At 59.7% G+C, this 24,431-nt stretch carries 24 protein-coding genes; 5 read left to right on the top strand and 19 right to left on the bottom strand.

Annotated features, from left to right (window positions below):
• Positions 1-4: 4 nt before the first annotated feature.
• Positions 5-586, bottom strand: a complete 582-nt coding sequence (locus AC1RBR_RS05460) for a ComF family protein (protein ID WP_007967761.1) — start codon at positions 584-586, stop codon at positions 5-7.
• Between the two features lie 346 nt (positions 587-932).
• Here AC1RBR_RS05460 and AC1RBR_RS05455 point away from each other — a divergent pair, with 346 nt between their 5' ends.
• The gene (locus tag AC1RBR_RS05455; RefSeq protein ID WP_492563345.1) at positions 933-1,445 is read left to right on the top strand and encodes a BRO-N domain-containing protein; all 513 of its coding nucleotides are present in this window, start codon (positions 933-935) and stop codon (positions 1,443-1,445) included.
• A 376-nt stretch (positions 1,446-1,821) separates the two neighbouring features.
• On the opposite strand, the gene AC1RBR_RS05450 is transcribed toward AC1RBR_RS05455, so the two are convergent.
• The gene (locus AC1RBR_RS05450; RefSeq protein ID WP_003222012.1) at positions 1,822-2,007 is read right to left on the bottom strand and encodes a hypothetical protein; all 186 of its coding nucleotides are present in this window, start codon (positions 2,005-2,007) and stop codon (positions 1,822-1,824) included.
• A gap of 392 nt (positions 2,008-2,399) precedes the next feature.
• Between AC1RBR_RS05450 and AC1RBR_RS05445 the strand changes: the two genes are divergently transcribed.
• Positions 2,400-4,028, top strand: a complete 1,629-nt coding sequence (locus AC1RBR_RS05445; protein ID WP_492563344.1) for a glucan biosynthesis protein D — start codon at positions 2,400-2,402, stop codon at positions 4,026-4,028.
• A 159-nt stretch (positions 4,029-4,187) separates the two neighbouring features.
• Here AC1RBR_RS05445 and AC1RBR_RS05440 read toward each other — a convergent pair whose 3' ends face one another.
• The 4 genes from AC1RBR_RS05440 to AC1RBR_RS05425 form a co-directional block, all read right to left on the bottom strand.
• Positions 4,188-4,721, bottom strand: a complete 534-nt coding sequence (locus AC1RBR_RS05440) for a GNAT family N-acetyltransferase (RefSeq protein WP_492563342.1) — start codon at positions 4,719-4,721, stop codon at positions 4,188-4,190.
• Between the two features lie 83 nt (positions 4,722-4,804).
• Positions 4,805-5,911: an NADH:flavin oxidoreductase/NADH oxidase gene (locus tag AC1RBR_RS05435; protein ID WP_492563340.1), complete on the bottom strand. Its 1,107-nt coding sequence runs from the start codon at positions 5,909-5,911 to the stop codon at positions 4,805-4,807.
• Positions 5,912-6,180: 269 nt separating this feature from the next.
• Positions 6,181-7,890 (bottom strand): single-stranded-DNA-specific exonuclease RecJ, encoded by a 1,710-nt coding sequence (recJ, locus tag AC1RBR_RS05430; RefSeq protein ID WP_097086375.1) that lies wholly within the window; start codon positions 7,888-7,890, stop codon positions 6,181-6,183.
• Between the two features lie 55 nt (positions 7,891-7,945).
• Positions 7,946-8,488 carry a YaeQ family protein gene (locus AC1RBR_RS05425; protein WP_492563339.1) on the bottom strand — a complete coding sequence of 181 codons (543 nt, stop codon included), beginning with the start codon at positions 8,486-8,488 and terminating at the stop codon, positions 7,946-7,948.
• Between the two features lie 146 nt (positions 8,489-8,634).
• On the opposite strand from AC1RBR_RS05425, the gene AC1RBR_RS05420 reads away from it, so the two are divergent.
• A complete protein-coding gene (locus AC1RBR_RS05420) occupies positions 8,635-9,834 on the top strand; it encodes a CaiB/BaiF CoA transferase family protein (RefSeq protein ID WP_492563337.1) in 1,200 nt (399 codons plus the stop codon).
• A complete protein-coding gene (locus tag AC1RBR_RS05415) occupies positions 9,761-10,741 on the top strand; it encodes a TIGR02285 family protein (RefSeq protein WP_492563335.1) in 981 nt (326 codons plus the stop codon). The genes AC1RBR_RS05420 and AC1RBR_RS05415 overlap by 74 nt, the downstream gene beginning before the upstream one ends.
• A gap of 175 nt (positions 10,742-10,916) precedes the next feature.
• Here the strand turns inward: AC1RBR_RS05415 and AC1RBR_RS05410 are convergent, their stop codons facing one another.
• The 7 genes from AC1RBR_RS05410 to xerD form a co-directional block, all read right to left on the bottom strand.
• Positions 10,917-11,198 carry a DUF3509 domain-containing protein gene (locus tag AC1RBR_RS05410; RefSeq protein WP_492563333.1) on the bottom strand — a complete coding sequence of 94 codons (282 nt, stop codon included), beginning with the start codon at positions 11,196-11,198 and terminating at the stop codon, positions 10,917-10,919.
• A 162-nt stretch (positions 11,199-11,360) separates the two neighbouring features.
• A complete protein-coding gene (locus AC1RBR_RS05405; RefSeq protein WP_492563331.1) occupies positions 11,361-11,768 on the bottom strand; it encodes a response regulator in 408 nt (135 codons plus the stop codon).
• 116 nt (positions 11,769-11,884) lie between these two features.
• On the bottom strand, positions 11,885-13,249 hold the full coding sequence (locus tag AC1RBR_RS05400) for a transporter substrate-binding domain-containing protein (RefSeq protein WP_492563329.1): 1,365 nt from the start codon (positions 13,247-13,249) through the stop codon (positions 11,885-11,887).
• Positions 13,250-13,368: 119 nt separating this feature from the next.
• Complete coding sequence (gene thrC / locus AC1RBR_RS05395; protein ID WP_492563327.1) at positions 13,369-14,778, bottom strand: threonine synthase; 1,410 nt, start codon at positions 14,776-14,778, stop codon at positions 13,369-13,371.
• A 109-nt stretch (positions 14,779-14,887) separates the two neighbouring features.
• Positions 14,888-16,192, bottom strand: a complete 1,305-nt coding sequence (locus AC1RBR_RS05390; RefSeq protein WP_007908972.1) for a homoserine dehydrogenase — start codon at positions 16,190-16,192, stop codon at positions 14,888-14,890.
• Between the two features lie 131 nt (positions 16,193-16,323).
• Entirely contained in the window at positions 16,324-17,055 is a 732-nt protein-coding gene (dsbC, locus tag AC1RBR_RS05385) for a bifunctional protein-disulfide isomerase/oxidoreductase DsbC (protein WP_095138292.1), read from the bottom strand.
• A 298-nt stretch (positions 17,056-17,353) separates the two neighbouring features.
• Positions 17,354-18,250 carry a site-specific tyrosine recombinase XerD gene (gene xerD / locus AC1RBR_RS05380; protein ID WP_007967784.1) on the bottom strand — a complete coding sequence of 299 codons (897 nt, stop codon included), beginning with the start codon at positions 18,248-18,250 and terminating at the stop codon, positions 17,354-17,356.
• Between the two features lie 108 nt (positions 18,251-18,358).
• On the opposite strand from xerD, the gene AC1RBR_RS05375 reads away from it, so the two are divergent.
• The gene (locus AC1RBR_RS05375; RefSeq protein WP_492563325.1) at positions 18,359-20,167 is read left to right on the top strand and encodes a cation:proton antiporter; all 1,809 of its coding nucleotides are present in this window, start codon (positions 18,359-18,361) and stop codon (positions 20,165-20,167) included.
• Between the two features lie 100 nt (positions 20,168-20,267).
• Here AC1RBR_RS05375 and AC1RBR_RS05370 read toward each other — a convergent pair whose 3' ends face one another.
• The 6 genes from AC1RBR_RS05370 to ffh form a co-directional block, all read right to left on the bottom strand.
• The gene (locus AC1RBR_RS05370; RefSeq protein ID WP_007908981.1) at positions 20,268-20,681 is read right to left on the bottom strand and encodes an acyl-CoA thioesterase; all 414 of its coding nucleotides are present in this window, start codon (positions 20,679-20,681) and stop codon (positions 20,268-20,270) included.
• Between the two features lie 147 nt (positions 20,682-20,828).
• Entirely contained in the window at positions 20,829-21,179 is a 351-nt protein-coding gene (rplS, locus tag AC1RBR_RS05365; RefSeq protein WP_003175895.1) for a 50S ribosomal protein L19, read from the bottom strand.
• Between the two features lie 45 nt (positions 21,180-21,224).
• Positions 21,225-21,977: a tRNA (guanosine(37)-N1)-methyltransferase TrmD gene (trmD, locus tag AC1RBR_RS05360; protein WP_003221981.1), complete on the bottom strand. Its 753-nt coding sequence runs from the start codon at positions 21,975-21,977 to the stop codon at positions 21,225-21,227.
• 3 nt (positions 21,978-21,980) lie between these two features.
• Complete coding sequence (rimM, locus tag AC1RBR_RS05355; protein WP_336837461.1) at positions 21,981-22,517, bottom strand: ribosome maturation factor RimM; 537 nt, start codon at positions 22,515-22,517, stop codon at positions 21,981-21,983.
• A gap of 5 nt (positions 22,518-22,522) precedes the next feature.
• The gene (rpsP, locus tag AC1RBR_RS05350; protein ID WP_003185073.1) at positions 22,523-22,774 is read right to left on the bottom strand and encodes a 30S ribosomal protein S16; all 252 of its coding nucleotides are present in this window, start codon (positions 22,772-22,774) and stop codon (positions 22,523-22,525) included.
• 249 nt (positions 22,775-23,023) lie between these two features.
• The gene (gene ffh / locus AC1RBR_RS05345) at positions 23,024-24,400 is read right to left on the bottom strand and encodes a signal recognition particle protein (protein WP_007967791.1); all 1,377 of its coding nucleotides are present in this window, start codon (positions 24,398-24,400) and stop codon (positions 23,024-23,026) included.
• Between the last annotated feature and the right edge of the window lie 31 nt (positions 24,401-24,431).

The raw sequence follows: 24,431 nt of genomic DNA, 5'->3' as shown, positions 1-24,431 counted from the left end.
GAGTTCACTTCCAAGTTAGCGCCGCTACGTAAATCTTCCCTACCTTGGGATATTTACGCAAAACAGCGCAGGCCGCGTCCATCGACGCCCCGCTATCAAACAGATCATCTACAACCAAAACATTCCAGCGCCCATCCGTGGTGATTTCGTCATTGACGCTGAAACTGTCTCCAATCGCAGCAACCTTGTCTGCTTTGGAGTGCAAATCCTTGAGCGATTTTCCAGTGGCCGCTTTCCGAAGCAAATCAGAGAAAACCGGCAGTCCAGTAATTTGTCCCAACGCCAGGGCAACCTCGGTTACCGGTTGTCGCTGACGAATATTTGAAGCAGGCATAGGTACTACAAATCCGACCTGATCCAGTTTTGGGAACACATTTGTCGCTACCGCTTGGGCAAGTGGGCCGACCTGAGTCCAATCCTTCTGGTATTTGAGCTGGTAGGTCGCTTCGCCGATCTCGGTGCGCTGGTTATCGAAGCATGGATGCCCGCGATCATCGTTGCCAAGAAAGGTACTACTTACCATGTGTTTGTCCAGCACCCAGCCTTGATCCCAAGGTCCATTGATCTGTTTGAGGGATACCTTCATTGAATTCTCCTTTATTCGTCACAATCCTTTGAGCCCTGAAACGACGGGCCGGCATCTGCAACGATGCGCAAGATTCAAACAAATAACGGAAAAAACACTGGTGAGGGGCGGTCTCGCTGGCGCCAATGCAAAAACAGGCATTTCCTACAGATACGACCCTCAGCGATAAATCCTCTTTCCTACAGAAGGTATCGATAGAACCGACTTGGCGTCGTAGGTTGCTAGCCGATAGGCTTTCTCTCGGCGGCGAAATCAGCGGCCCGGTGTCGGAGCCGGAATAAATATCAAAACGGCGTGACCGCACTCATTTGAGTGGCGGCTCTATTCTCAATATTGGAGTCGAAAAATGCCTAACCACGTACAAATTCCTTCTGAAAGCTCCGCTTTCTTCACCCCCACCGCCTTCACCCGCCACAACCGCTTCCTCCACGCCTTCATGCAAGACCACGAAGCCTGGTTCTGCGTGCAAGATCTCGGTCGCTTGATGGGTTACCCGTTAAACGAACGCCTCACGCTGAAACTCGATCCCGACCAGCGTCGCAATGTCCTCCTGCGTAAGGACGGCGAAATCGTCGATTGCGCGATGGTCAGCGAGTCCGGCCTGTTCGCCCTGCTCGTCCATCACTTCGTCCCGGAAAACCGACACCTGCGCCAATGGCTAAGCCATGAAGTCATCCCGATGCTTCGCGAAACCGAATCAAGTTCTTTGGAAAACCACCCGAGCCTGAGCTCAATGCATTGGGCAGGCGTTACCGTGCCGTTGCTGCACTGGCAACAGCAGGCATGGGTCAAATGGCGGGATGTGCCGGATTTGATGCATGGACAGCGACCGTATCCGGTTTTGGGAACGTGTAGCTGAAGTCCATTCAATAAAAAACCTGTGGCGAGGGAGCTTGTCGAATCGTCGCACCGTCCCGCAGGGTCGCGCAGCTGCCCGTCTACAAAAAGCAGGGGACTGCTGCGCAGTCCAGCGGGAGCAAGCTCCCTCGCCACAGGTCCAGCGTTTAAACCTCTAGACGAGCTGTTTTGCAGATGAGATTGCCAATCACTGAAATGCCCCACGTTCTGGAAGTTATCCCAAGCGATGAGTTCTTCGCAGAGTGTTACCTAAAGCAAATCAGCGTAGCCATGCGCCAGGAAGCAATAAAAGTCGGCATCGCTGATGCCGACGCAGGCAAGTTGATTGACTTGGCGACCGTAAAAGCCAAATGGCTTTCACGATCGCAATCCCCGCGTTAAAACCGCGAAACGCTCCTCATCGCATCCACCAGATAGCGCATCGCAATCCGGTCACTCTCCGACAACTCGCGATAACGCTCCACCAGCTTCAGCTCTTCAGAACTCAAACGACGCCTTCTACGGCCGCTGCCGAGGCAGGGGAAGATGCCGAGCATTTCGGCGATACCTTGTATTTTTGCCATGGACGATGTCCTTCAATACTTCAAAGAATTGCTAAACCACCACATCGCCCTGCCCCTTACAGCAGCGCCGTGTGCCCTACCGGTCAACACCGGTCATGCCCATAGAATAGAAATTAAATCGGCGCTGAAAAGCGGTTTTTAGAGTAATTAGTCGAAAAAAGCAGATATGCCGTATAAATCAGAACGCCCTGTCAGATTTTTAACCGACATGTCTTGTTTCATTGACACTCGGTCACTGTGTATCAACGAATTTTGCTCGGCGAGCGAACCGTTTAAGCTAGCCGGCATCTGTTAATAGTCCGTTGCGTTTGGCCGAAGGCTTGTCCGAACCGTTATTTCTGATCCAGCACGTGCCAGGAACGGCGCGGGATTGCACACGACAGGTTGTATTTATGCACCGCAGGAATTTGCTCAAAGCGTCGATGGCCATTGCGGCTTACACCGGTCTCTCGGCTTCCGGCCTGCTGGCCGCCCGTGCCTGGGCCGCCAATGGTGGCGCCGCCGATGGTGAAGCGCAGGCCTTCGACTTCGAAGCGCTCAAGCGTCAGGCCAAGCAACTGGCCGGCTCGGCCTATCAGGACACCAAACAGGTGCTGCCGCCGACTCTGGCGACCATGACCCCTCAGAACTTCAACGCGATCCGCTACGACGGTGATCATTCGCTGTGGAAGGAAAACAAGGGTCAGCTCGACGTGCAGTTCTTCCACGTCGGCATGGGGTTCCGCCAGCCGGTGCGCATGTACAGCGTCGATCCGAAGACCCGCACGGCCCGTGAAGTGCATTTCCGTCCGACACTGTTCAACTACGAGAACACCTCGGTCGACACCCAGCAGCTCAAGGGCGACCTGGGGTTTGCCGGCTTCAAGCTGTTCAAGGCGCCGGAGCTGGATCGCCATGACGTGGTGTCGTTCCTTGGCGCCAGTTATTTCCGTGCGGTGGACGCCACTGGCCAATATGGCCTATCCGCCCGCGGTCTGGCCGTCGACACCTATGCGAAAAAGCGCGAAGAATTCCCTGACTTCACCAAGTTCTGGTTCGAGACTCCAGAGCAGAACGCCACCCGTTTTGTGGTCTACGCTCTGCTCGACTCGCCGAGCGCCACCGGTGCCTACCGCTTCGACATCGACTGCCAGGCCGAGCGCGTAGTGATGGAGATCGACGCCCACATCAACGCGCGTACCGCCATCGAACAACTGGGCATCGCGCCGATGACCAGCATGTTCAGCTGCGGCACCCACGAACGGCGCATGTGCGACACCATTCACCCGCAGATCCACGACTCCGATCGCCTGGCGATGTGGCGCGGCAACGGCGAGTGGATCTGCCGTCCGCTGAACAATCCGGCGACCCTGCAGTTCAACGCGTTCGCCGACAAGGATCCGAAGGGCTTCGGTCTGGTGCAGACCGACCACGAATTCGCCAACTATCAGGACACTGTCGACTGGTACAGCAAGCGCCCGAGCCTGTGGGTCGAACCAACCACCGCGTGGGGCGAAGGCTCGATTGATCTGCTGGAAATTCCTACCACCGGCGAAACCCTCGACAACATCGTCGCGTTCTGGACCCCGAAGAAACCAGTGGTTGCCGGCGACTCGCTGAACTATGGCTACAAGCTTTACTGGAGCGCCCTGCCACCGGTTGGAACGCCACTGGCGCGGGTAAATGCGACCCGGTCGGGCATGGGTGGTTTCGTCGAAGGCTGGGCACCAGGCGAGCATTACCCGCCGGTCTGGGCCCGTCGCTTCGCCGTGGACTTCACCGGTGGCGGCCTGGATCGCCTGCCGCAGGGCACCGGGATCGAACCGGTGGTCACTTGCTCCAACGGCAAGGTGCAAGACTTCAGCGTGCTGGTGCTCGATGACATCAAGGGTTACCGGATCCTGTTCGACTGGTACCCGACCAGCGACAGCGTCGAGCCGGTGGAACTGCGCCTGTTCATCCGCACCAATGACCGCACGCTGAGCGAGACCTGGTTGTACCAGTACTTCCCGCCGGCACCGGACAAACGCAAGTATCCTTGATGATTTGAGGCGTCTGTTCCGGCCTCTTCGCGAGCAAGCCCGCTCCCACACTGGATCCCGGTCGATCACACAGTTTGCGACCGACACAGAACCAGGGTGGGAGCGGGCTTGCTCGCGAATGCGTCAGAACATTCAACATCGGATATTGAAGAAACTGCGTCAGGTCAGTGGGCAATACAGATGAATGTCTCTGGGTTCTTGATCAAACAACTCTGGATCCGCCTGATCAACCAACCGGCAACCCTGACGCTGATAAAACTCCACAGTGTTGCGAGATTCAGTCGCTGAAACATATAACGCCTGGGTACCGAATCGCCGCCCCTGCTTACAAGCCAGCGCAAACAACTTCGCCCCCAGCCCTTGCCCGCGGTAATCAAGGCTGATGTGCAGAAACTTCAGCTGACGCATGCTCAGCCCCTGATTGTGAATAACCCGGTTATCCACAGCCACCGCCGCGATCAGCGCCTGCCCATCGAAAACCCCGTACAACCAGCCACCGCGCCGCAAGCACTTCTCCAGCGCCAGCGCGTTTTCCTCAGCTTCCCCTTCCGGCCAGCCACGCATGTCGAAATGTACCGGGTACAGAATCAGCTCACCGTTTTCCAGCCGATAACATTCTTCGACCAGCTCACTGCGGTCGATTTGCGCCAGCAGCGGCAAGTCGTGTTCGGTCAGTTCTCGCTCGATCAACATGCTCGACTTCCTTGGCAAATGGCAGGCAAGAAAAAACCCGCCGGTTCAATGGCGGGTTTTATAGACGTTGCGCCGGTTTGAAATCAATCGCGCAGGTCAGACTCATGAATCGGCTGATCACGATGGGTCGCGCGCTGATACTGCGCCGGCCACACCGCTTTGCGCCCACCCAGATCATCGTCGGCATGCAGCGGCCAGTACGGGTCACGCAACAGCTCGCGGGCGAGGAAGATGATGTCGGCCTGACAGGTGCGCAGAATGTGCTCGGCCTGCGCCGGCTCGGTAATCATGCCGACAGTGCCGGTGGCGATGCCGGACTCCTTGCGCACGCGTTCGGCGAAGCGCGTCTGATAACCCGGCCCCACAGGAATCTCGGCATTCGCGGCTGTACCTCCGGAGGAGACGTCGATCAGATCCGCTCCCAAAGCTTTGAGGCGGCGCGCCAGCTCCACGGTTTCATCCGGGTTCCAGCCGTCTTCGACCCAGTCGGTGGCCGAAACCCGGACAAACACCGGCAACTCTTGCGGCCAGACCTCGCGCACGGCCTCGGTGACTTGCAAGACCAGCCGAATACGGTTTTCGAACGAACCACCGTACTGATCGCGGCGCTGGTTGCTCAATGGCGACAGAAACTGATGCAGCAGATAACCATGGGCAGCATGTACCTCGACCACGCTGAAACCTGCGGTCAACGCACGTTTGGCCGCAGCAACGAACGCCTGGATGACTTCGGCGATTTGCCCTTCATCCAGCTGCTTGGGTTGCGTGTGTTGCGGGTCGAAGGCAATCGGTGACGGCCCGACAGGGATCCAGCCGCCATCCTCCGGTTTGACGCTGCCGTGTTTGCCGATCCATGGCCGATGGGTGCTGGCCTTGCGCCCGGCGTGGGCCAGTTGAATGCCAGCAACCGCGCCCTGAGCCGTAATGAAACGGGTGATGCGTTGAAGCGGTTCGATCTGTTCGTCGTTCCACAAACCGAGGTCTTCGGCGGTGATTCGCCCGTCGGCGGTGACCGCCGTGGCCTCGGTAAAAATCAGGCCGGCACCGCCCACCGCGCGGCTGCCCAGGTGCACCAGATGCCAGTCGTTGGCCAGACCGTCGACGCTGGAATACTGGCACATCGGCGACACGGCGATGCGGTTGGACAGGGTCAGTTGGCGAAGGGTAAAGGGTTCGAGCAGCAGACTCATGGGGCACCTCTCAAATCAGTGGGCAGGCTCCAGGGTTCTGGTTGAAAAGTCGACGAGTGACAGGAAAAAGGTGCAGCACCCGCCCCCGCGGGCAAAACATTCGACAAGACGTCACAAGGCCAATCAAGCAGTGCTTAGAGCCTAGTCGACAACCGGGAATGAGGGAGGGTTCAGAGTAATTCTGTGTGTGAAAGAGCGCCTTCGCGAGCAAGCCCGCTCCCACAATGGCAACACTGTACCTGTGGGAGCGGGCTTGCTCGCGAATGGCGTCAGCGCGGTTCGATGTGGGCAATCATCAGTTGCACCGTCTCGTTGCCCCGGAACTCGTTGACGTCGAGCTTGTAGGCCAGCTCGACCCACTGAATGGTCGGGTTCGGCCAGACATCACGGTCAATGCCGAAAGCGATGCCATCCAGCTTCACCGACCCGCACTCGCTCTTCAGCACCACTTTCAGGTGCCGCTCGCCGACCACCCGCTGCTCGACCAACTGGAACACGCCATGGAACAGCGGCTCCGGGAAGTGCTGACCCCAAGGCCCGGCATGGCGCAGGGCGCGAGCCAGTTCCAGATGGAATTCCTCGACCGCCAGCGTGCCGTCCGAGAGCATGCGCCCGGTCAGGTCTTCTTCGCGAAGTTGCCGACGCACTTCAGCGTCAAAAGCCTCGGCGAACAGCGGAAAATTCTCTTGCGGCAAGGTCAGGCCGGCCGCCATCGCGTGGCCACCGTACTTGGCAATCAGGTTCGGATGCTGCGCGGCCACCACACTCAACGCATCGCGAATGTGGAAACCCTGCACCGAACGCCCCGAGCCCTTGAGCAAACCGTCACCGGCGTCGGCGAAGGCGATGGTCGGACGGAAATAACGTTCTTTCATCCGCGAGGCGAGAATGCCGATCACCCCCTGATGCCACTCGGGATCGAACAGGCACAGGCCAAACGGCATCGATTCCACCGGCAAGTCCTTGAGCTGCGCCAGCGCCTCGCGCTGCATGCCCTGCTCGATGGATTTGCGATCCTGGTTCATACCATCCAGTTGCGCGGCCATTTCCCGCGCCAGATTGGCGTCGGCGGTGAGCAGGCATTCGATCCCGAGGCTCATGTCATCCAGGCGCCCCGCCGCATTCAGGCGCGGGCCGACGATGAAACCCAGGTCGGTGGAGGTAATCCGCGCCGCGTCACGCTTGGCCACTTCAAGAATCGCCTTGATCCCCGGTCGTGCACGCCCGGCGCGAATCCGCTCAAGGCCCTGATGCACCAGAATCCGGTTGTTGGCGTCCAGCGGCACCACGTCGGCAACGCTGCCCAGCGCCACCAGATCCAGCAGTTCGCCGATGTTCGGCTGCGGCTTGCTCTCGTACCAGCCGAGGCTGCGCAGGCGCGCGCGCAAGGCCATCAACACGTAGAAAATCACCCCGACCCCGGCCAGCGCCTTGCTCGGAAACTCGCAGCCGGGCTGGTTCGGGTTGACCAGCGCATCGGCCAGCGGCAGTTCATCGCCGGGCAAGTGGTGGTCGGTGATCAACACCTTGAGCCCGGCCTTTTTCGCCGCCGCCACACCTTCGACGCTGGAGATGCCGTTGTCGACAGTGATCAACAACTGCGGTTCGCGGGTCAGGGCGACTTCGACGATTTCCGGGGTCAGGCCATAGCCGTATTCGAAGCGGTTCGGCACCAGATAATCGACATGCGCCGCGCCCAGCAGACGCAAGCCGAGCACGCCGACCGTACTGGCCGTCGCGCCATCGGCGTCGAAGTCACCGACGATCAGAATCCGCTGACGCTGCTCCAGCGCCGTCACCAGCAGATCCACCGCCGCCTCGATGCCCTTGAGCTGCTGGAACGGAATCAGCCGCGCCAGACTTTTATCCAGCTCCGCCTCGGATTGCACGCCCCGCGCCGCGTACAAACGGGTCAGCAAAGGTGGCAGGTCACCGAGAAACGGCAGCGTGGCAGGCAACGGTCGAGGATCAATACGCATGGGGTAACGGAAACTTCTCTTGAATACGTGGGATTAATCAGTGAACAACGCAGGATCAGCCGCGTTCACCGGCCAGCCATTCCAGCTGGACTTCATGCTGACCACGGTCGTCGGTGACGAAGATCGTGCCTTCGCTGATCATCACGTCCCACTTGATGACGCGCGGCATGTCCTTGGCCAGGGTTTCCAGCACTTCCTGCGGCACAGCGGCGATGTTGACATTTTTCAGGTTCTTGATCGCCGGGATCACTTTGGTTTCCCACACGCGCAGGCTGCCATAGGCCAGCAGGCTGGTGCGCTCGGTGCGACGCGAGCACCAGGTCAAGCGATCAGCGTCCGGCTGGCCGACTTCGATCCAGTGCAGGACGCGGTCATCGAGGCTTTTTTCCCACAGCGCAGGTTCATCCACGTCCGACAGACCACGGCCAAACGACAACTGCTCGTTGTACCAGAGGGCGTAGGCCAGCAGCCGCACGGTCATGCGCTCTTCGGTTTCCGAAGGGTGACGGGCGATGGTCTGCTTGACGCTCTCGTAGATGCTGCGGTCGAGGTCGGTGAGGTTCAGTTCGAATTTGTATGTGGTAGACGGCTGGGCCATGAACGGGCTTCTTGATACGAGGAAAGTCGGCAAGTCTAACCGATGCCGTAGGCAATCATCGAATTGATGGCGATCAACCTGCGGCGTCTGACAGCCGGCTATGTTAAAACGCTGTATCCGCTCAGCCTTGTCCTACAGGATTCAGTATGCCGTTCGCCAACAAACCGCTCAGCGGTGTGAAAGTCATTGAATTGGGTACGTTGATTGCCGGGCCGTTTGCCTCGCGCATTTGCGGCGAGTTCGGCGCCGAAGTGATCAAGATCGAATCGCCCGACGGCGGTGATCCGCTGCGCAAGTGGCGCAAATTGTATGAAGGCACCTCGCTGTGGTGGTTCGTTCAGGCACGCAACAAGAAGTCGCTGACCCTGAACCTCAAGCATCCGGAAGGCCTGGCGATCCTGAAAAAACTGCTGGGCGAAGCCGACATCCTGATCGAAAACTTTCGCCCCGGCGTGCTGGAAAAACTCGGGCTGAGCTGGGAAACCCTGCATGCGCTGAACCCGAAGCTGGTGATGGTGCGTCTGTCCGGTTTCGGCCAGACCGGGCCGATGAAAGATCAACCGGGCTTCGGCGCGGTCGGCGAGTCCATGGGCGGTTTGCGCTACATCACCGGCTTCGAAGACCGGCCACCGGTGCGCACCGGGATCTCCATCGGTGACTCGATTGCCGCGCTGTGGGGCGTCATCGGCGCGCTGATGGCGCTGCGTCATCGCGAGGTCAACGGCGGTCTCGGCCAAGTGGTCGATGTGGCGTTGTACGAGGCGATTTTCGCCATGATGGAAAGCATGGTGCCGGAGTTCGACGTGTTCGGCTTCATCCGCGAGCGCACCGGCAACATCATGCAGGGCATCACGCCGTCATCGATCCACACCAGTGCCGACGGCAAGCACGTGCAGATTGGCGCCAATGGCGACGCGATCTTCAAACGCTTCATGCTGATCATCGGCCGCGAGGATCTGGCCAACGACCCGACACTGGCGAGCAACGACGGGCGCGACAGTCGCCGCGACGAGTTGTATGGCGTGATCGACCGCTGGGCCAATTCGTTGCCGCTGCAAAGCGTGCTCGACCTGCTCAACCAGGCGGAAGTGCCGGCCAGCCGGATCTTCAGTGCCGAAGACATGTTCAGCGATCCGCAGTACCTCGCCCGGGAAATGTTCCTGCAGGCGAAGCTGCCGGACGGCAAGCCTTTCAAGATGCCGGGCATCGTGCCGAAACTCTCCGAGACACCGGGCACTTCCGAATGGGTCGGGCCGCAGCTCGGTGAACACAATGCGCAGGTACTGCACGATCTTGGCTACGACGAACAGCAGATCGCCCGGTTGCGCGCGGACGGAGCTATCTAACCTGAAACATCACCGGACATCGGCCGCCAACCGCGCTCACCACTGGTGGACGTGGCGGCTGTTCGGCCTGTTGTTTCTGCTCGCCCTGCCCGCCTGGGTGCAAGCGAAACCCACGCTGGTCTGGCTGTTGCGCGATCTGCCGCCCCTGACCATCTTCGAAGGCCCGAAAAAGGGCCAGGGTGTGATCGATCAACTGATGCCGATGCTGATCGCCGGCATGCCGCAATACGAACACACGCTGATGCGGGTCAATCGCGCCCGGGGCATGCAGATGCTGCACGAGCCGTCCTTCACCTGCGATCCCTCGCTGATCTGGAGCAAGGAGCGCACGCAATGGATCGCGTTCTCTGTCCCGGCGTTTCGTGCTGTCAGTAATGGTCTGGTGGTGCGTCAGAAGGATCGCGACGTACTGGCGCCGTACCTGATCGACGGCGAAGTCGATCTGCCGGCATTTCTGGCCAATGGCGAGATCAAGATCGGAGTCGTCGCCGAGCGCAGTTACGGCGAGTATCTCGACACTTTGCTCAAGCAGGCGCCCGATGGCGCGCTGACGCCGCATTACGGCAACGACGCTCTGAGCAGCCTGCTGTCGATGCAGCGCCTGGGGCGTCTGCAGGTGGTATTGGGTTACTGGCCGGAGATCCGCTATCAGGCGCATCAGGCGCAAATTGCCGAAGACGAACTGGTGTTCTTTCCGATTCGCGGCACCGGCAAGTATCTGTCGGGTTATGTCGGATGTTCCGATACGCCCCAAGGCCGTCAGGCAATCAGTGAGATCAACCAACTGCTGCGTACCCTGCCCCACGAGCAACTGAGCCAGTCGTATGCCGACTGGCTGGACCCCGAAATGCGCACGGATTACCTGCAACAGGCGCGGATTTTTTTCGAGCAACAGACCGCGCAATAAAACCTGCGGGCAAAAAGAAACCCCGAGCAGTGGGGAGACAACTCGGGGTTAAACGCGGTCTGCTTAAAGACCCGTAGCAGCAAGCGACAAGCACCGGAGCACAATGCTTGATCCTGCTGTTATGGGGTCTGACTGACGGGGATGCAGGAAGGTTCCCACAAAAAATATTTCATCTTTACAGCGCCGCACGCTTATCCAGCGCCGCATTGCGCAAGGCCGCGATGACACAGGGCTCCAGTCGCCCTTCGGCGATCAGGACGTCACGGTGCAAACCATCGACCACATCGGTCAGCAGGCGTTTGTCGGTCAACTGCGCCTGATTGAATTCGCGCTCCACCACGAGGGCGCCGTTGCCGTTCTTGAGCGTTACCAGGCATTCGCCATGGGCGCCACACGGAGTCAACGTCACCTGATACGGGCTCAGAGCCTCACCGAGCAATAGACTGATACTTTCCATCTCGATCTCCACTCAATAGTCCGAAAACATTGTGCCTGGGGCGTGTTCACAATAAATGACCACCGGCCCGAGAAGAAAGTTCTGAATACCGCGCTGCTCCCGGAGCAGTTAGCGGTCTGTCAGAGCATGCACGGTGAAGATGACAGAAACATAACCGTCGGCTCAAGCCCCCGCCGGATGGGCTGCCGCTTGCAGGTAGCTGTCCAGCAGTCCGCGCATCAGCACGGCCGAAACCGGCGTTTGCAGGCGCCCCAGCAGCGTCACCTCGTGTGTTTGCAGCAGGCTTTCGAGATCGCTCAGCAAGCCCGGCGCTACACGCCCCAGTAGAATGAGCGCATTGGCCTCCCCTTCGGCCGCCAGATGGTGGATCAGCGCCAGGCCTTCCCCGCCTTTCAACTGCGGATCGCAGATCGCAATGTCGACCCGGGTGCGACGCTCCAGCGAGCAACGTGCCGAGGCCAGCGATGGCGCCGTGAGTACGTTGTAGATACCGAACGCATTGAGCATCTGGTGCAACGCCATCATTCGATAAGGATCGGGTTCGAGAATCAGTACTTTGAGCGAGCGCATGGACGACCTCTGAAACGGCAATCGCGGACTCGTCCGCAGTTGCTGTCCACTTTAGGGCAGCCTCCTTCAGTCCCCCATCGGAAAAGGAGGCGCGTGATATAGGAAATTTCCCTATATCAATGCGGATGTCCCCCCGTTGCCGCATCATGCCGGGTGATGTCCGTCCACCCGCCGAGCAGGCCTCGCAACTCCCCATTGGCACTGTAAAACGGCACCGTCCATTGATAGATGTCCCGATTGCCATGCTTGAATTGCAGGCGGCGTCTGCTGAAACGGGTTCGGCGGGTTCTCAGCTGAATCATGAACTCCTCATGCAGCATGCCGGCGGTGGCACGCGGCAGGGCATCGACGTCGATCAGTCGGCATCCCTGAACCTGTTCAAAGCGGATCGACAACGCCTCTTCGTAGCTTTTGTTGCAGAGGATCAGGCGTCCTTCCAGGTCGCGGACGAACACCGGGTCAGGCATGGCGTCTATCAGCGCGCGCTGGAAAACCAATTGATCGCCGAGTTGGCTCTGCACGTCCCGATGCTGTTTGATCAGCGCCGCCATGCGCCGATGCCATAACAGCGACAACCCGAAAAAAGCCCCCACCACAAACACGCCCCAGTAGCTCGGCCGGGACCAGTGTTGCCAGCCCGCAGCGGCTGGTTTCGGCCCGATGCCGCCCAGCCAGTTCAGGCGAATGGCCCGGAGTTCGGAGGCCGGGAACGCTTCAAGCGCCTTGTTCAGGATGCTCAGCAATTGCGGCTGGCCCTTGCGCACGGCCAGAAGATCCGCCTCCCATTTTCCCTCCAGCAACTCGCCAACCTTCAGCAAGCCCGAGGGATAGAGCTGCGCACCGATTTCATTTTCGATGGTGGCATAGGCCTCACCGCTTTCGACCAGCGCCCGTGCCTCGGCATAGGTTTTCACCGAACGTAATTCGATGGACGGATAATCGCGTCGGATCACCCCCTCCAGCGCGTGCCGCCCCGGCAATACCAGCACCCGTTTGGCCAACTGCTCCAGCGATTGCACTCCAGGCTCGCCGGCGCGGCCGACAAATACCCAGCCGGCACCGCCAAAGGCATGACTGAAATCCAGACTCAAACGGCGCTCATCATTCATCGCCAGGGTCGTGCTCATGTCTGCGGCGCCGGTCTCCAGGCGCTCGAGCATCTGCGCGGTGGAAAACGACTCCCGGTAAACGAATTGCAACCCGGTCATGGCACTGATGCGTTTGAGCACATCGTTGTTCAAGCCGCTCCAATGACCATGCTCATCCAGAAACAGGTACAACGGGTACTGCTCCGCCGCCACGATCACCGTCGGGTTATCGCGAACCCATTGCTGCTCGGCTTCACTCAGCACAACGGTGCCGATGTTCAACTGCTCTTCATCATGCGCCAGATGCGCCGCAACGCCCACGCGCCAGCCAACCAACAGGCACAACAGAAAAACCCGCTTCAGGGTGTATTTCCATCCTCTCTCAAACAGCATTGCCACTTCCTTCGTGATCGACTCACCCGTCCTTCATGGGCGAAAACCTGAGCAGTGTGGCAGCAGAAACAAAAAAGCCCGTCAGGAGACGGGCTTCAAAATGTGACAGCTTTTTCGGCTTACAGCGGCTTGCCACGGTTGCCATGCTGGCTGACAAAGGCCTGTACGGCTTTCAGCTCGTTTGGCAGAACGGTGCAGCGCTCGTTTCGCTCAACCAAATCAGAAAGATGTGCAGGCAGTTCGAGAGCTTTTCCTACACCCGCTTTCTCCACGGCATCCGGGAATTTCACCGGATGTGCGGTGCCCAGGATCACCATCGGGATGTCCAGGCTGCGGCGGCATTCGCGCGCGGCCTTGACGCCGATGGCGGTGTGCGGGTCCAGCACTTCGCCGCACTGCGCGTAGACTTCGGCGATGGTTTCGCAGGTTTGCGCGTCATCCACGGCCAGCGAGTCGAACAGCTTGCGGGCTTCGGTCCAGCGCTCTTGCTCGACGCTGAAACCACCGCCCTGCTTGAACGAATCCATCAGCCCGGCAATCGCCGCGCCGTTGCGACCGTGCAGGTCGAACAGCAGACGTTCGAAGTTCGACGAAACCATGATGTCCATCGACGGCGACAGCGTGGCGTGCAGGGTTTCCTTGACGTACTGGTTGCCGCTCATGAAGCGGTGCAGGATGTCGTTGCGGTTGGTCGCGACGATCAACTGGTTGATCGGCAGGCCCATGTTGCGCGCCAGGTAACCGGCGAAGATGTCGCCGAAGTTGCCGGTCGGTACCGAGAACGCCACCGAACGCGCCGGGCCGCCCAGCTGCAGGGCTGCGTGGAAGTAGTAGACGATCTGGGCCATGATCCGCGCCCAGTTGATCGAGTTGACCGCCACCAGACGTGTGCCCTTGAGGAAGCTCTGGTCGGCGAAGCTGTTCTTGACCATTTCCTGGCAGTCATCGAAGTTGCCTTCGATGGCGATGTTGTGAATGTTCTCGCCGACAATGGTGGTCATCTGCCGACGCTGCACTTCGGACACACGGTTGTGCGGGTGCAGGATGAAGATGTCGACGTTTTCGCAGTGCTTGCAGCCTTCGATGGCGGCCGAACCGGTGTCACCGGAGGTGGCGCCGACGATGACCACGCGCTCACCGCGCTTTTCCAGCACGTAATCGAGTAGACGACCGAGCAGTTGCAGGGCGAAGTCCTTGAACGCCAGGGTCGGGCCGTGGAACAGCTCCAGCACCCATTCGTTGCCGTTGAGCTGACGCAGCGGCGCAACGGCGCTGTGCGAGAACACACCGTAGGTTTCTTCGAGGATCTTCTTGAAATCAGCGTCAGGAATGCTGCCGGTCACGAACGGGCGCATGACGCGGAAAGCCAGCTCGTGGTACGGCAGGCCAGCCCAGGAAGCGATTTCTTCCTGGGTGAAACGTGGCAGGTTTTCCGGGACGTACAGACCGCCGTCGGTAGCCAGACCGGCCAACAGGACGTCTTCGAAATTCAGGGCCGGTGCCTGGCCGCGGGTACTGATATAACGCATAAGGGCAAACCTTCGGTTTGAGCTTCAAGCCACGAGCTACAAGCTGCAAGTAAAAACCAGACCGCTTTTCTCTTGCCGCTTGCAGCTCGACGCTTGCAGCTGCTTCTGTTTAGTTCAGGTGCTCGACGCGGATCCGTACAACCGGACCATTCACACCGGCCAGGGCTTCGAGGGCGGCGATTGCATCGTTGATACGCTGCTCGACCACGCGGTGGGTCAGCAGGATCATCGGTACCAGACCGTCGTGTTCCTCGACTTCCTTCTGCATGATCGACTCGATGTTGATGCCGCGCTCCGAGAGGATGCTCGCCACCTGAGCCAGTACGCCCGGATGGTCCTTGGCCTGGATGCGCAGGTAGTAGGCGCTTTCGCAAGCTTCGATCGGCAGGATCGGGTGCGCCGACAGCGAGTCTGGCTGGAAGGCCAGATGCGGCACGCGGTTTTCCGGATCGGAAGTCATGGCGCGAACTACGTCCACCAGGTCGGCGATCACCGACGAAGCGGTCGGCTCCATGCCGGCACCGGCGCCGTAGAACAGCGTCGAACCGGCGGCGTCACCGTTGACCATCACGGCGTTCATCACGCCGTTGACATTGGCGATCAGGCGATCGGCCGGGATCAGCGTCGGGTGTACGCGCAGCTCGATGCCGGCAGCGGTGCTGCGCGCCACACCGAGGTGCTTGATCCGGTAGCCCAGCGCTTCGGCGTAGTTCACGTCAGCGGTGGTCAGCTTGGTGATGCCCTCGGTATAAGCCTTGTCGAATTGCAGCGGAATGCCGAACGCGATGGAGGCCAGAATCGTCAGCTTGTGCGCCGCGTCGATGCCTTCGACGTCGAAGGTCGGATCGGCTTCGGCGTAGCCCAGCGCTTGCGCCTCGGCCAGCACGTCTTCGAAGGTGCGACCCTTCTCGCGCATTTCGGTGAGGATGAAGTTACCGGTGCCGTTGATGATCCCGGCGACCCAGTTGATGCGGTTGGCGGACAGGCCTTCACGGATCGCCTTGATCACCGGAATGCCACCGGCCACGGCCGCTTCGAATGCCACGATCACGCCTTTCTCGCGTGCCTTGGCGAAAATCTCATTACCGTGAACGGCAATCAGTGCCTTGTTCGCGGTGACCACATGCTTGCCATTCTCGATGGCCTTGAGTACCAGCTCGCGGGCAACGGTGTAGCCGCCCATCAGCTCTATGACGATGTCGATCTCAGGGTTCGTGGCCACTTCGAAGACATCGTTGGTAATCGCAATACCGGTCGTCTGGAACTGAGGCTTTGGCGTGCGCATGGCAATTTGTGCCACTTCGATCCCACGCCCGGCACGACGAGCAATTTCCTCGGCGTTGCGCTGAAGTACGTTGAAGGTACCGCCACCGACGGTCCCTAACCCACAGATGCCTACTTTGACCGGATTCACTGTGAACTCCCCATGAAACGGCCGACGCAAGGTCGGCCGGAAAACAACCGCGTGTTCGCGGCTCTCTATTAATGGCCCGGCGAAGTTACCGCCGGACCATGATCGTCAAAGGCTGACCGTGACGATGCGAATTACTTGGCGCCCAGTGCCAGTTTGGCGACTTGTGGCGCCGGCTGGTAGCCCGGAATGACTTGTCCGTCGGCCAAAACGATGGCCGGTGTGCCGTTCACGCCGATCGACTGGCCCAAAGCGAACTGTTTGGAAACCGGGTTGGCGCACTTGGCGGCCTTGATTTCCTTGCCATCGACCATTTTGTCCATGGCGGCTTTCTTGTCGGTCGAGCACCACACGGCTTGCAGTTGCTCGTCACCCGGCGAACCGAGGCCCTGACGCGGGAACGCCACGTAACGCACTTCGATGCCGCGCTTGTTCAGCTCGGGCACTTCGGCGTGCAGCTTGTGGCAGTACGGGCAGGTGGTGTCGGTGAACACGGTGATGTGCGATTTGGTCTCGCCCACGGCTGGGTAAACCACGGTTTCGGCCACCGGGATGGCGTTGACCAGCTTGGAGATGCCCAGGCGTTCGGTCTTCTCGGTCAGGTTGACCGGTTTGCCGTCCTTGAGCTGAAACAGATAGCCCTGAACGATGTACTGGCCGTCGGCGCTGGCGTACAGCACGCGGCTGCCCTTGAGCTTGACTTCATACATGCCCGGCAACGGGCTGGTGCTGATGCTTTCTACCGGAACCTCGAGTTCGAGTTTTTCCAGGCTTTGACGAATGGCTTTGTCGGCCGCGTCATCGGCGACGGCAAAGGTGCTGACCAACGCAATGGCTGCGGCGGCGAAAATCTGGGTCAGACGCATGAGAACTCCTGAAGGCGGACAAATGAAACGGTCAGAACGCCCGTGCCGGAACACCGGGTCATAACCGTCCATCGTGCAAACCGGCAAAGCCTACCACATAAGGCTCGCAGGGCCGAATGCGCCTGACACCAGACACTCGCTGCAGGGTGACTCAAATTCCCCTGTGGCGAGGGAGCTTGCTCCCGCTCGGCTGCGCAGCAGTCGCAGATATTGCACAACCGATGCGACTGACAGATTTTGGGGGCGCTTCGCACCCCAGCGGGAGCAAGCTCCCTCGCCACAAAAAGCTGGCTTTGCATCAGCCTCTTGGGTGATGTTTGGCGTGCAGATCCTGCAACCGCGCGCGGGCGACGTGGGTGTAGATTTGCGTAGTGGAAAGGTCGCTGTGCCCCAGCAACATCTGCACCACCCGCAGATCGGCGCCGTGGTTGAGCAGGTGCGTGGCAAACGCATGGCGCAGGGTGTGCGGCGACAGCGACTTGCCGATCCCGGCGACCTTGGCCCAATGCTTGATCCGGTGCCAGAAAGTCTGGCGGGTCATCTGCTCGCCGCGCTGGCTGGGGAACAGCACATCGCTGGGCCGTCCGCCGAGCAGCTCGCTGCGGCCATCGCGCATGTAGCGCTCGACCCAGACAATCGCCTCCTCGCCCATCGGCACCAGGCGCTCCTTGCTGCCCTTGCCCATCACCCGCAACACGCCCTGACGCAGGTTGACCTGCTCCAGCGTCAGACTCACCAGCTCGGTCACCCGCAGACCGCAGGCGTACAGCACTTCAAGCATGGCGCGGTCACGCTGGCCGATGGCTTCGCTCAGATCCGGCGCCTTGAGCAGCGCTTCGACGTCGGCTTCCGACAACGACTTGGGCAGCGGCCGACCGAGTTGCGGCATGTCGACGCGCAAGGTCGGATCGACCGTAATCAGCTTTTCCCGCAGCAGATAGCGATAAAAGCCACGCACACCGGAAAGAAATCTGGCGGTGGAACGCGGTTTGTAGTTCTGCTCCAGGCGCCAGGACAGGTGATCGAGGATCAACTCGCGACCGGCATTGATCAGCTCGAGGTTTTTCTCCTGCAGCCAGCCGTTGAACAGCGCCAGATCGCTGCGGTAGGCGCCGCGAGTGTTATCGGACAGGCCTTTTTCCAGCCACAGGGCGTCGAGGAATTGGTCAATCAGTGGATGGTCGATGGCAGGCATGGGCGCTCAAGACACACAACCTCCGGGGCTGTGCGCAAATGTAGAGTGAACTGTAGGAATGGCCGCTAGTCTTTCATAGCCCGCTAATTCAAGGAACAGGGAGCATCAATGAACGAGCAGCAAATTCTCTTGGCATTTGGCGGGATCGGCGCCGCGGCGCTGGGTTGCCAGTGGCTGGCGTGGCGCCTGAAGCTGCCGGCGATTCTGTTTCTGTTGCTGACCGGGATTCTCGCCGGACCGGTGCTCGGCTGGCTCGACCCGCAGGAAATGTTCGGCCCGCTGCTGATGCCGCTGGTGTCGCTGGCGGTAGCGCTGATCCTGTTCGAGGGCAGTCTGACTCTGCACCTGTCGGAATGGCGCGAGATCGGCAGCGTCGTGCATCGGCTGGTGACCCTTGGTGCGCTCGTCACCTGGATAGTCATCGCCGTCGCGACGCACTTCTTGCTCGGCTTCGACTGGTTGTTGGCAATCCTGTTCGGCAGCCTGACGCTGGTGACCGGGCCGACGGTGATCGTGCCGATGCTGCGGGTGGTGCGGCCGAAAGCCTCGATCGCCAACATCCTGCGCTGGGAAGGCATTGTCATCGACCCGATTGGCGCCCTGCTCGCGGTGGTGGTCTACAGCTTCATCATTGCCCGCTCCGAAGGAAACGGCCTCGAACAGAGTCTGCTGACCTTCGGCGGCGTGATTGTCTGCGGCAGCGTATTCGGGGTGGTCGGCGGCTGGGTGCTAGGCACCGTCATCCGTCGCCAGTGGCTGCCCGAATACCTGCACAACCTCGCCTCGCTGGCGGCGGTGCTGGGGATTTTCATTGCGTCCAATCAGGTGATGCACGAGTCCGGCTTGCTCGCGGTAACGCTGATGGGCATGTGGCTGGCAAACATGAAGGGCGTGGATGTGCGGCACATCCTGCACTTCAAGGAAAACCTCAGCGTGCTGCTGATTTCTGGGTTGTTTATCCTGCTGGCGGCGCGGCTGGACCTGAATGCGCTGATCGGCCTCGGGCCGTTGGTGCTGATTCTGCTGCTGGTGATTCAACTGATCGCGCGCCCGTTGAACGTGCTGTTGAGCACCGCAGGTTCCAGCCTGAGCTGGCGTGAACGCGCCTTGCTGTGCTGGATCGCCCCGCGCGGGATCGTGGCGGCGGCAGTGTCGGCGATTTTCGCGATTCGCCTGGATCAGGCCGGACACGAAGGTGCGCTGCTGCTGGTGCCGCTGACTTTCGCGGTGATCATCGGCACCGTGGTGCTGCAAAGTGCAACCGCTCGACCACTGGCACGCTTGCTGAACGTCGCTGAGCCGGCGCCGAGCGGTTTCCTGATCGTCGGCGCCAACGGCCCGGCGCGTCTGTTGGGCAAATCGTTGCAGCAACTGGGCAGCCGCGTGCTGTTAACCGATTCGAGCTGGGAGAATATTCGTGCGGCGCGCATGGAAGGTTTGCCGACGTACTTTGGCAACCCGGCTTCGCAGCATGCCGATGCGCATCTGGATCTGGTGGGGCTGGGGCATCTGCTGGCGCTATCGCCGTCGGGCGAACTGAACACCCTGGCGGCGATGCGCTTTCGCCACGAGTTCGGTCATCAGCGTTTATTCGGTCTGGCCAGCGGTCAGGAAAGTCGTCGCAGTGACAAGCATCGGGCGAGTCTGGAACATCGCGGCAATCAGCTGGGGAGCGAGGCGCTGACCTACGCCAAGCTGGCCAGCCTGATCAGTAACGGCGCCGAACTGTACAGCACGACGCTGACGGACGGGTTCGGTTGGGAGGATTACCAGGCATTGCATGGCAATCGGGCGACGCTGCTGTTCATGCGCGATGACAGCGGCTGGGTGCATGTGGTGACGCCGGAGACCGTTTTGAAACCGGGATCCGGGTGGACGTTGCTGGCGTTGATTCAGCCTGAGAGCAGCGGTGCCTGAGCTGACGCCTTCGCGAGCAAGCCCGCTCCCACAGTGTCCGGGGTGAACACAAAACCTGTGGGAGCGGGCTTGCTCGCGAAGGCCGCGACTCGGTTTCGGATCAGGCTGCAAACCCAGGCAGCACCGGCACCGGCCGCTTGTCATCATCAATAGCGACAAAGCTGAACTGCCCATGAATCGCCTTCTCGCGGCCATCACAACTCATGCTCTCGACAAACACTTCCACCTCGACCTTGAGGCTGGTATTGCCGACCTTGATCACTTTACCGACCAGCTCGACGATGGAGCCGGCCGGGATCGCGTGATTGAAGTCGATGCGGTCGGTTGAAACAGTCACCAGTGGCAGGCGGCAGAAGCGGGTGGCAGTGATGAACGACACTTCGTCCATCCACGCCAGCGCGGTGCCGCCGAAGAGGGTGTTGTGGTGGTTGGTGGTCGGCGGGAAGACGGCTTTGGTCACGCGGGTCACCGAGAGTTCGGTGCGGCGCTGGATTTCCTGGTCACGGGTGGTCATGGGTTATTGCTCGTAAATCGGGGGCTCCCGAAAACAGCAAGATCAAAAGATCGCAGCCTTCGGCAGCTCCTACATAGTGAGGGCAGTTTATTACAGGCAACAAAAAAGCAGCCCGTAGGCTGCTTTTTTCTGCATCGGAAGCTGGACTTAAGCCAGTTTTTCCTTGATGCGAGCTGCTTTACCCGACAGGTCGCGCAGGTAGTACAGCTTGGCTTTACGTACGTCACCGCGACGTTTAACAGCCATGCTGTCGATCTGCGGGGAGTAGGTCTGGAAAGTACGCTCTACGCCAACACCGTTGGAGATTTTACGAACGGTGAACGCACTGTTCACGCCGCGGTTACGCTTGGCGATTACAACGCCTTCGAACGCTTGCAGACGGGAACGATCGCCTTCCTTCACTTTCACCTGAACGACAATGGTGTCGCCTGGGGCAAAGGTAGGGATTTCTTTGGTCATCTGCTCTGCTTCGAGTGCAAGGATGATTTTGTTGGTCATGCTGTGCTCCTAAGGTAAATCAACTGATCTACCATCGATACGTTGTTAACTATCGTCCCGCTCGCGGATGTATTCCTCGAGCAGCTTCTTCTCTTCTCCAGAAAGCGAGCGGCTTTCCAGAAGATCGGCGCGTCGTTCATAGGTCCGACCAAGGGACTGCTGTAAACGCCAACGCCGGATATGCGCGTGATTGCCACTTAGCAACACGTCGGGAACACGCTGATCCGCATACACCTCAGGTCGGGTGTAGTGCGGGCAATCCAGCAGACCATCCGTAAAGGAATCTTCCTCAGCGGAATCCGCATGCCCTAAAGCTCCGGGCAGCAGTCGTGTAACCGCATCGATCATGACCATGGCCGGCAGCTCGCCGCCAGAAAGTACATAGTCACCAATCGACCACTCTTCATCGACATGAGCCTCAATAAAGCGCTCGTCAATGCCTTCATAGCGGCCGGCAATCAGGATCAATGCATCCGATTTTGCCAACTCGCGTACCGCCGACTGAGTCAGTTGACGGCCTTGGGGGGACAGGTAAATCACCTTCGCCGCCTCCCCGGCTGCTGCCTTGGCCTGAACCAGAGCATCTTCCAGGGGCTTGATCTTCATCACCATGCCCGGACCACCGCCAAACGGGCGATCGTCCACAGTGTGATGCCGATCCGTCGTGTAATCCCGCGGATTCCAACAGGTCAGCTGCAACAGCCCCTGTTTGACCGCACGACTGGTAATGCCGTACTCACTGATGGCCGAGAACATCTCGGGGAACAGCGTAATGACGTCTACGCGCAGGCTGGCCATTGCTTAGAAGTCCGCGTCCCATTCCACCCGCATCACGCCTGCATCCAGGTCGATTGCCAGCACGCATTGCTCTGTATAGGGCAACAACCGCTCGCGATCATCCAGGCTGCCCGCGCAGGGCTTGACCACCAATACATCGTTCGCGCCGGTCTCCAACAGGTGATCAACCTTGCCGAACAATTGCTCGTCCTGGTTGATGACGCTCAGACCCTGCAACTGGTACCAGTAGTACTCGTCGCTTGTCAGGTTGGGCAAAAGGCTTCGCGAGATGCAAATCTCATAACCGCTCAGAAGACGGGCTTCATCGCGATCGTCGAGGCCTTTGAGCTTGGCAACCAGATCCTTTTGAGTGGATCGGCCGCTGACCAGCTCGACCTGTTTCACCACGCCTTCGCGCCGAAGCGTCCAGTTGCGGTAGTCCAACAGGTTTTCAATCGGATCGGTAAAGGAAAAGACCTTCACCTCGCCGCGAACGCCGTGAACCGAAAAAATCTTGCCGACAACGATCAGGTCATCAGCTTTTTCTGGCGTCGCGCTCATACTGCTCAGGCTGCAGCCTTGGCAGATTCCTTCAGCAACTGAGCAACACGCTCAGATGGCTGTGCACCAACGCTCAGCCAGTAGGCTACGCGCTCTTGGTTCACGGACAGACGGATTTCCTGACCACGGGCAACAGGGTTGAAGAAGCCAACCTGTTCTTTGTGGGAGCCGTCACGCGGGTTACGCGAGTCGGTTACGGTCAGGTGGTAAAACGGGCGCTTTTTGGAGCCGCCAAGGGCAAGACGGATTGTTAGCATGTGAACATCGTTCCTGTAGTCGGTGCTGCAAATCTAAATGCACAGCGGGCATGGGTGCCCGAAAGGCCGCATATTCTAAGGAATATCCGGACTTTTGCAAATGACTTTTTCCGGCGCCTATGGCATGCCGTGCGGATTTGCATATAGAGCCGTCGATGAAAACGGCCAGTCAGCTCCCGCCGAGTGCGGGTTTGCTGTTGATCCTGCGTCCTTGCAGGGGCTGCGCCGGTGCGACGACCGGCGAGATCTTTACATTTTTGGCATGCCGCCGCCGGGCAACATTCCGCCCATGCCGCGCATCATTTTCGCCATACCGCCTTTGGCGGTGAATTTCTTCATCATCTTCTGCATCTGCTTGTGCTGCTTGATCAAGCGGCCGATGTCCTGCACCTGAGTGCCGGAACCCATGGCGATCCGGCGTTTGCGCGAACCACTGATCAGCTCAGGGTCGCGGCGCTCGGCCGGGGTCATGGAGTTGATGATGGCTTCCATCTGTTTGAACTGCTTCTCTGCCGCGTTCTGGGCATTGCCCATTTGCGACAGGTTGACGCCGCCGATGCTCGGCAGTTTGTCCATGAGTCCGCCGAGGCCGCCCATGTTTTTCATCTGTTGCAGCTGATCGCGGAAGTCTTCGAGGTCGAAGCCCTTGCCCTTCTTCAGCTTCTTGGCCAGTTTGTCGGCCTTGTCCTTGTCGAGGGTCGCCTCAGCCTGTTCGATCAGGCTGAGCACATCGCCCATGCCGAGGATCCGCGAAGCGATGCGCTCAGGGTGGAACGGATCGAGCGCTTCGCTCTTCTCGCCCATACCGATGAACTTGATCGGCTTGCCGGTGATCGCGCGTACCGACAGCGCGGCACCGCCACGGGCATCGCCGTCGACCTTGGTCAGGATCACACCGGTCAGCGGCAGCGCATCACCGAAGGCCTTGGCCGTGTTGGCCGCGTCCTGACCGGTCATGGCGTCAACCACGAACAGGGTTTCCACCGGGTTGATCGCGGCGTGCAGCGCCTTGATCTCGCCCATCATTTCTTCGTCGATGTGCAGACGACCGGCGGTGTCGACGATGACCACGTCGATGAATTTGAGTTTTGCTTCTTTAATAGCCGCGTTGGCGATGTCGACCGGCTTCTGGCTCAGGTCGGACGGGAAGAACGTCACGCCGATGTCGTTGGCCAGGGTTTCCAGCTGCTTGATAGCAGCCGGACGGTAAATGTCCGCCGACACGACCATCACCGACTTCTTCTTGCGTTCTTTAAGGAAGCGCGCGAGTTTGCCGGCGGTGGTGGTTTTACCGGCACCCTGCAGACCGGCCATCAGAATGACGGCGGGCGGCACGGCGCTCAGGTTCAAGTCTTCGTTGGCCGCGCCCATCAGACTTTCGAGTTCGGCCTGGACGATCTTCACGAATGCCTGGCCCGGCGTCAGGCTGCGCGACACCTCGGTGCCGACAGCGCGCTCCTTGACCGAATTGACGAAGTCCTTGACCACCGGCAGGGCGACGTCGGCTTCGAGCAACGCCATGCGCACTTCGCGCAGGGTGTCTTTGATATTGTCTTCAGTCAGCTTCGCCTTGCCGGTGACATGGCGCAGCGTCTGCGAGAGACGGTCGGTTAAGTTTTCAAACATTGCGCGATCCTTTCAGGCCCTGTGTAGACCG

It is taken from the genome of Pseudomonas sp. GW823-FHT01D03, assembly GCF_058798255.1.
This window is presented reverse-complemented; position numbering and strand designations above follow the sequence as displayed.

Excerpts from the sequence above, each read along its gene's own strand:
- AC1RBR_RS05460 (WP_007967761.1), bottom strand. The coding sequence starts at position 586 with ATGAAGGTATCCCTCAAACAGATCAATGGACCTTGGGATCAAGGCTGG.
- AC1RBR_RS05455 (WP_492563345.1), top strand. The coding sequence starts at position 933 with ATGCCTAACCACGTACAAATTCCTTCTGAAAGCTCCGCTTTCTTCACC.
- AC1RBR_RS05450 (WP_003222012.1), bottom strand. The coding sequence starts at position 2,007 with ATGGCAAAAATACAAGGTATCGCCGAAATGCTCGGCATCTTCCCCTGC.
- AC1RBR_RS05445 (WP_492563344.1), top strand. The coding sequence starts at position 2,400 with ATGCACCGCAGGAATTTGCTCAAAGCGTCGATGGCCATTGCGGCTTAC.
- AC1RBR_RS05440 (WP_492563342.1), bottom strand. The coding sequence starts at position 4,721 with ATGTTGATCGAGCGAGAACTGACCGAACACGACTTGCCGCTGCTGGCG.
- AC1RBR_RS05435 (WP_492563340.1), bottom strand. The coding sequence starts at position 5,911 with ATGAGTCTGCTGCTCGAACCCTTTACCCTTCGCCAACTGACCCTGTCC.
- recJ (WP_097086375.1), bottom strand. The coding sequence starts at position 7,890 with ATGCGTATTGATCCTCGACCGTTGCCTGCCACGCTGCCGTTTCTCGGT.
- AC1RBR_RS05425 (WP_492563339.1), bottom strand. The coding sequence starts at position 8,488 with ATGGCCCAGCCGTCTACCACATACAAATTCGAACTGAACCTCACCGAC.
- AC1RBR_RS05420 (WP_492563337.1), top strand. The coding sequence starts at position 8,635 with ATGCCGTTCGCCAACAAACCGCTCAGCGGTGTGAAAGTCATTGAATTG.
- AC1RBR_RS05415 (WP_492563335.1), top strand. The coding sequence starts at position 9,761 with ATGCGCAGGTACTGCACGATCTTGGCTACGACGAACAGCAGATCGCCC.
- AC1RBR_RS05410 (WP_492563333.1), bottom strand. The coding sequence starts at position 11,198 with ATGGAAAGTATCAGTCTATTGCTCGGTGAGGCTCTGAGCCCGTATCAG.
- AC1RBR_RS05405 (WP_492563331.1), bottom strand. The coding sequence starts at position 11,768 with ATGCGCTCGCTCAAAGTACTGATTCTCGAACCCGATCCTTATCGAATG.
- AC1RBR_RS05400 (WP_492563329.1), bottom strand. The coding sequence starts at position 13,249 with ATGCTGTTTGAGAGAGGATGGAAATACACCCTGAAGCGGGTTTTTCTG.
- thrC (WP_492563327.1), bottom strand. The coding sequence starts at position 14,778 with ATGCGTTATATCAGTACCCGCGGCCAGGCACCGGCCCTGAATTTCGAA.
- dsbC (WP_095138292.1), bottom strand. The coding sequence starts at position 17,055 with ATGCGTCTGACCCAGATTTTCGCCGCCGCAGCCATTGCGTTGGTCAGC.
- xerD (WP_007967784.1), bottom strand. The coding sequence starts at position 18,250 with ATGCCTGCCATCGACCATCCACTGATTGACCAATTCCTCGACGCCCTG.
- AC1RBR_RS05375 (WP_492563325.1), top strand. The coding sequence starts at position 18,359 with ATGAACGAGCAGCAAATTCTCTTGGCATTTGGCGGGATCGGCGCCGCG.
- AC1RBR_RS05370 (WP_007908981.1), bottom strand. The coding sequence starts at position 20,681 with ATGACCACCCGTGACCAGGAAATCCAGCGCCGCACCGAACTCTCGGTG.
- rplS (WP_003175895.1), bottom strand. The coding sequence starts at position 21,179 with ATGACCAACAAAATCATCCTTGCACTCGAAGCAGAGCAGATGACCAAA.
- trmD (WP_003221981.1), bottom strand. The coding sequence starts at position 21,977 with ATGGCCAGCCTGCGCGTAGACGTCATTACGCTGTTCCCCGAGATGTTC.
- rimM (WP_336837461.1), bottom strand. The coding sequence starts at position 22,517 with ATGAGCGCGACGCCAGAAAAAGCTGATGACCTGATCGTTGTCGGCAAG.
- rpsP (WP_003185073.1), bottom strand. The coding sequence starts at position 22,774 with ATGCTAACAATCCGTCTTGCCCTTGGCGGCTCCAAAAAGCGCCCGTTT.
- ffh (WP_007967791.1), bottom strand. The coding sequence starts at position 24,400 with ATGTTTGAAAACTTAACCGACCGTCTCTCGCAGACGCTGCGCCATGTC.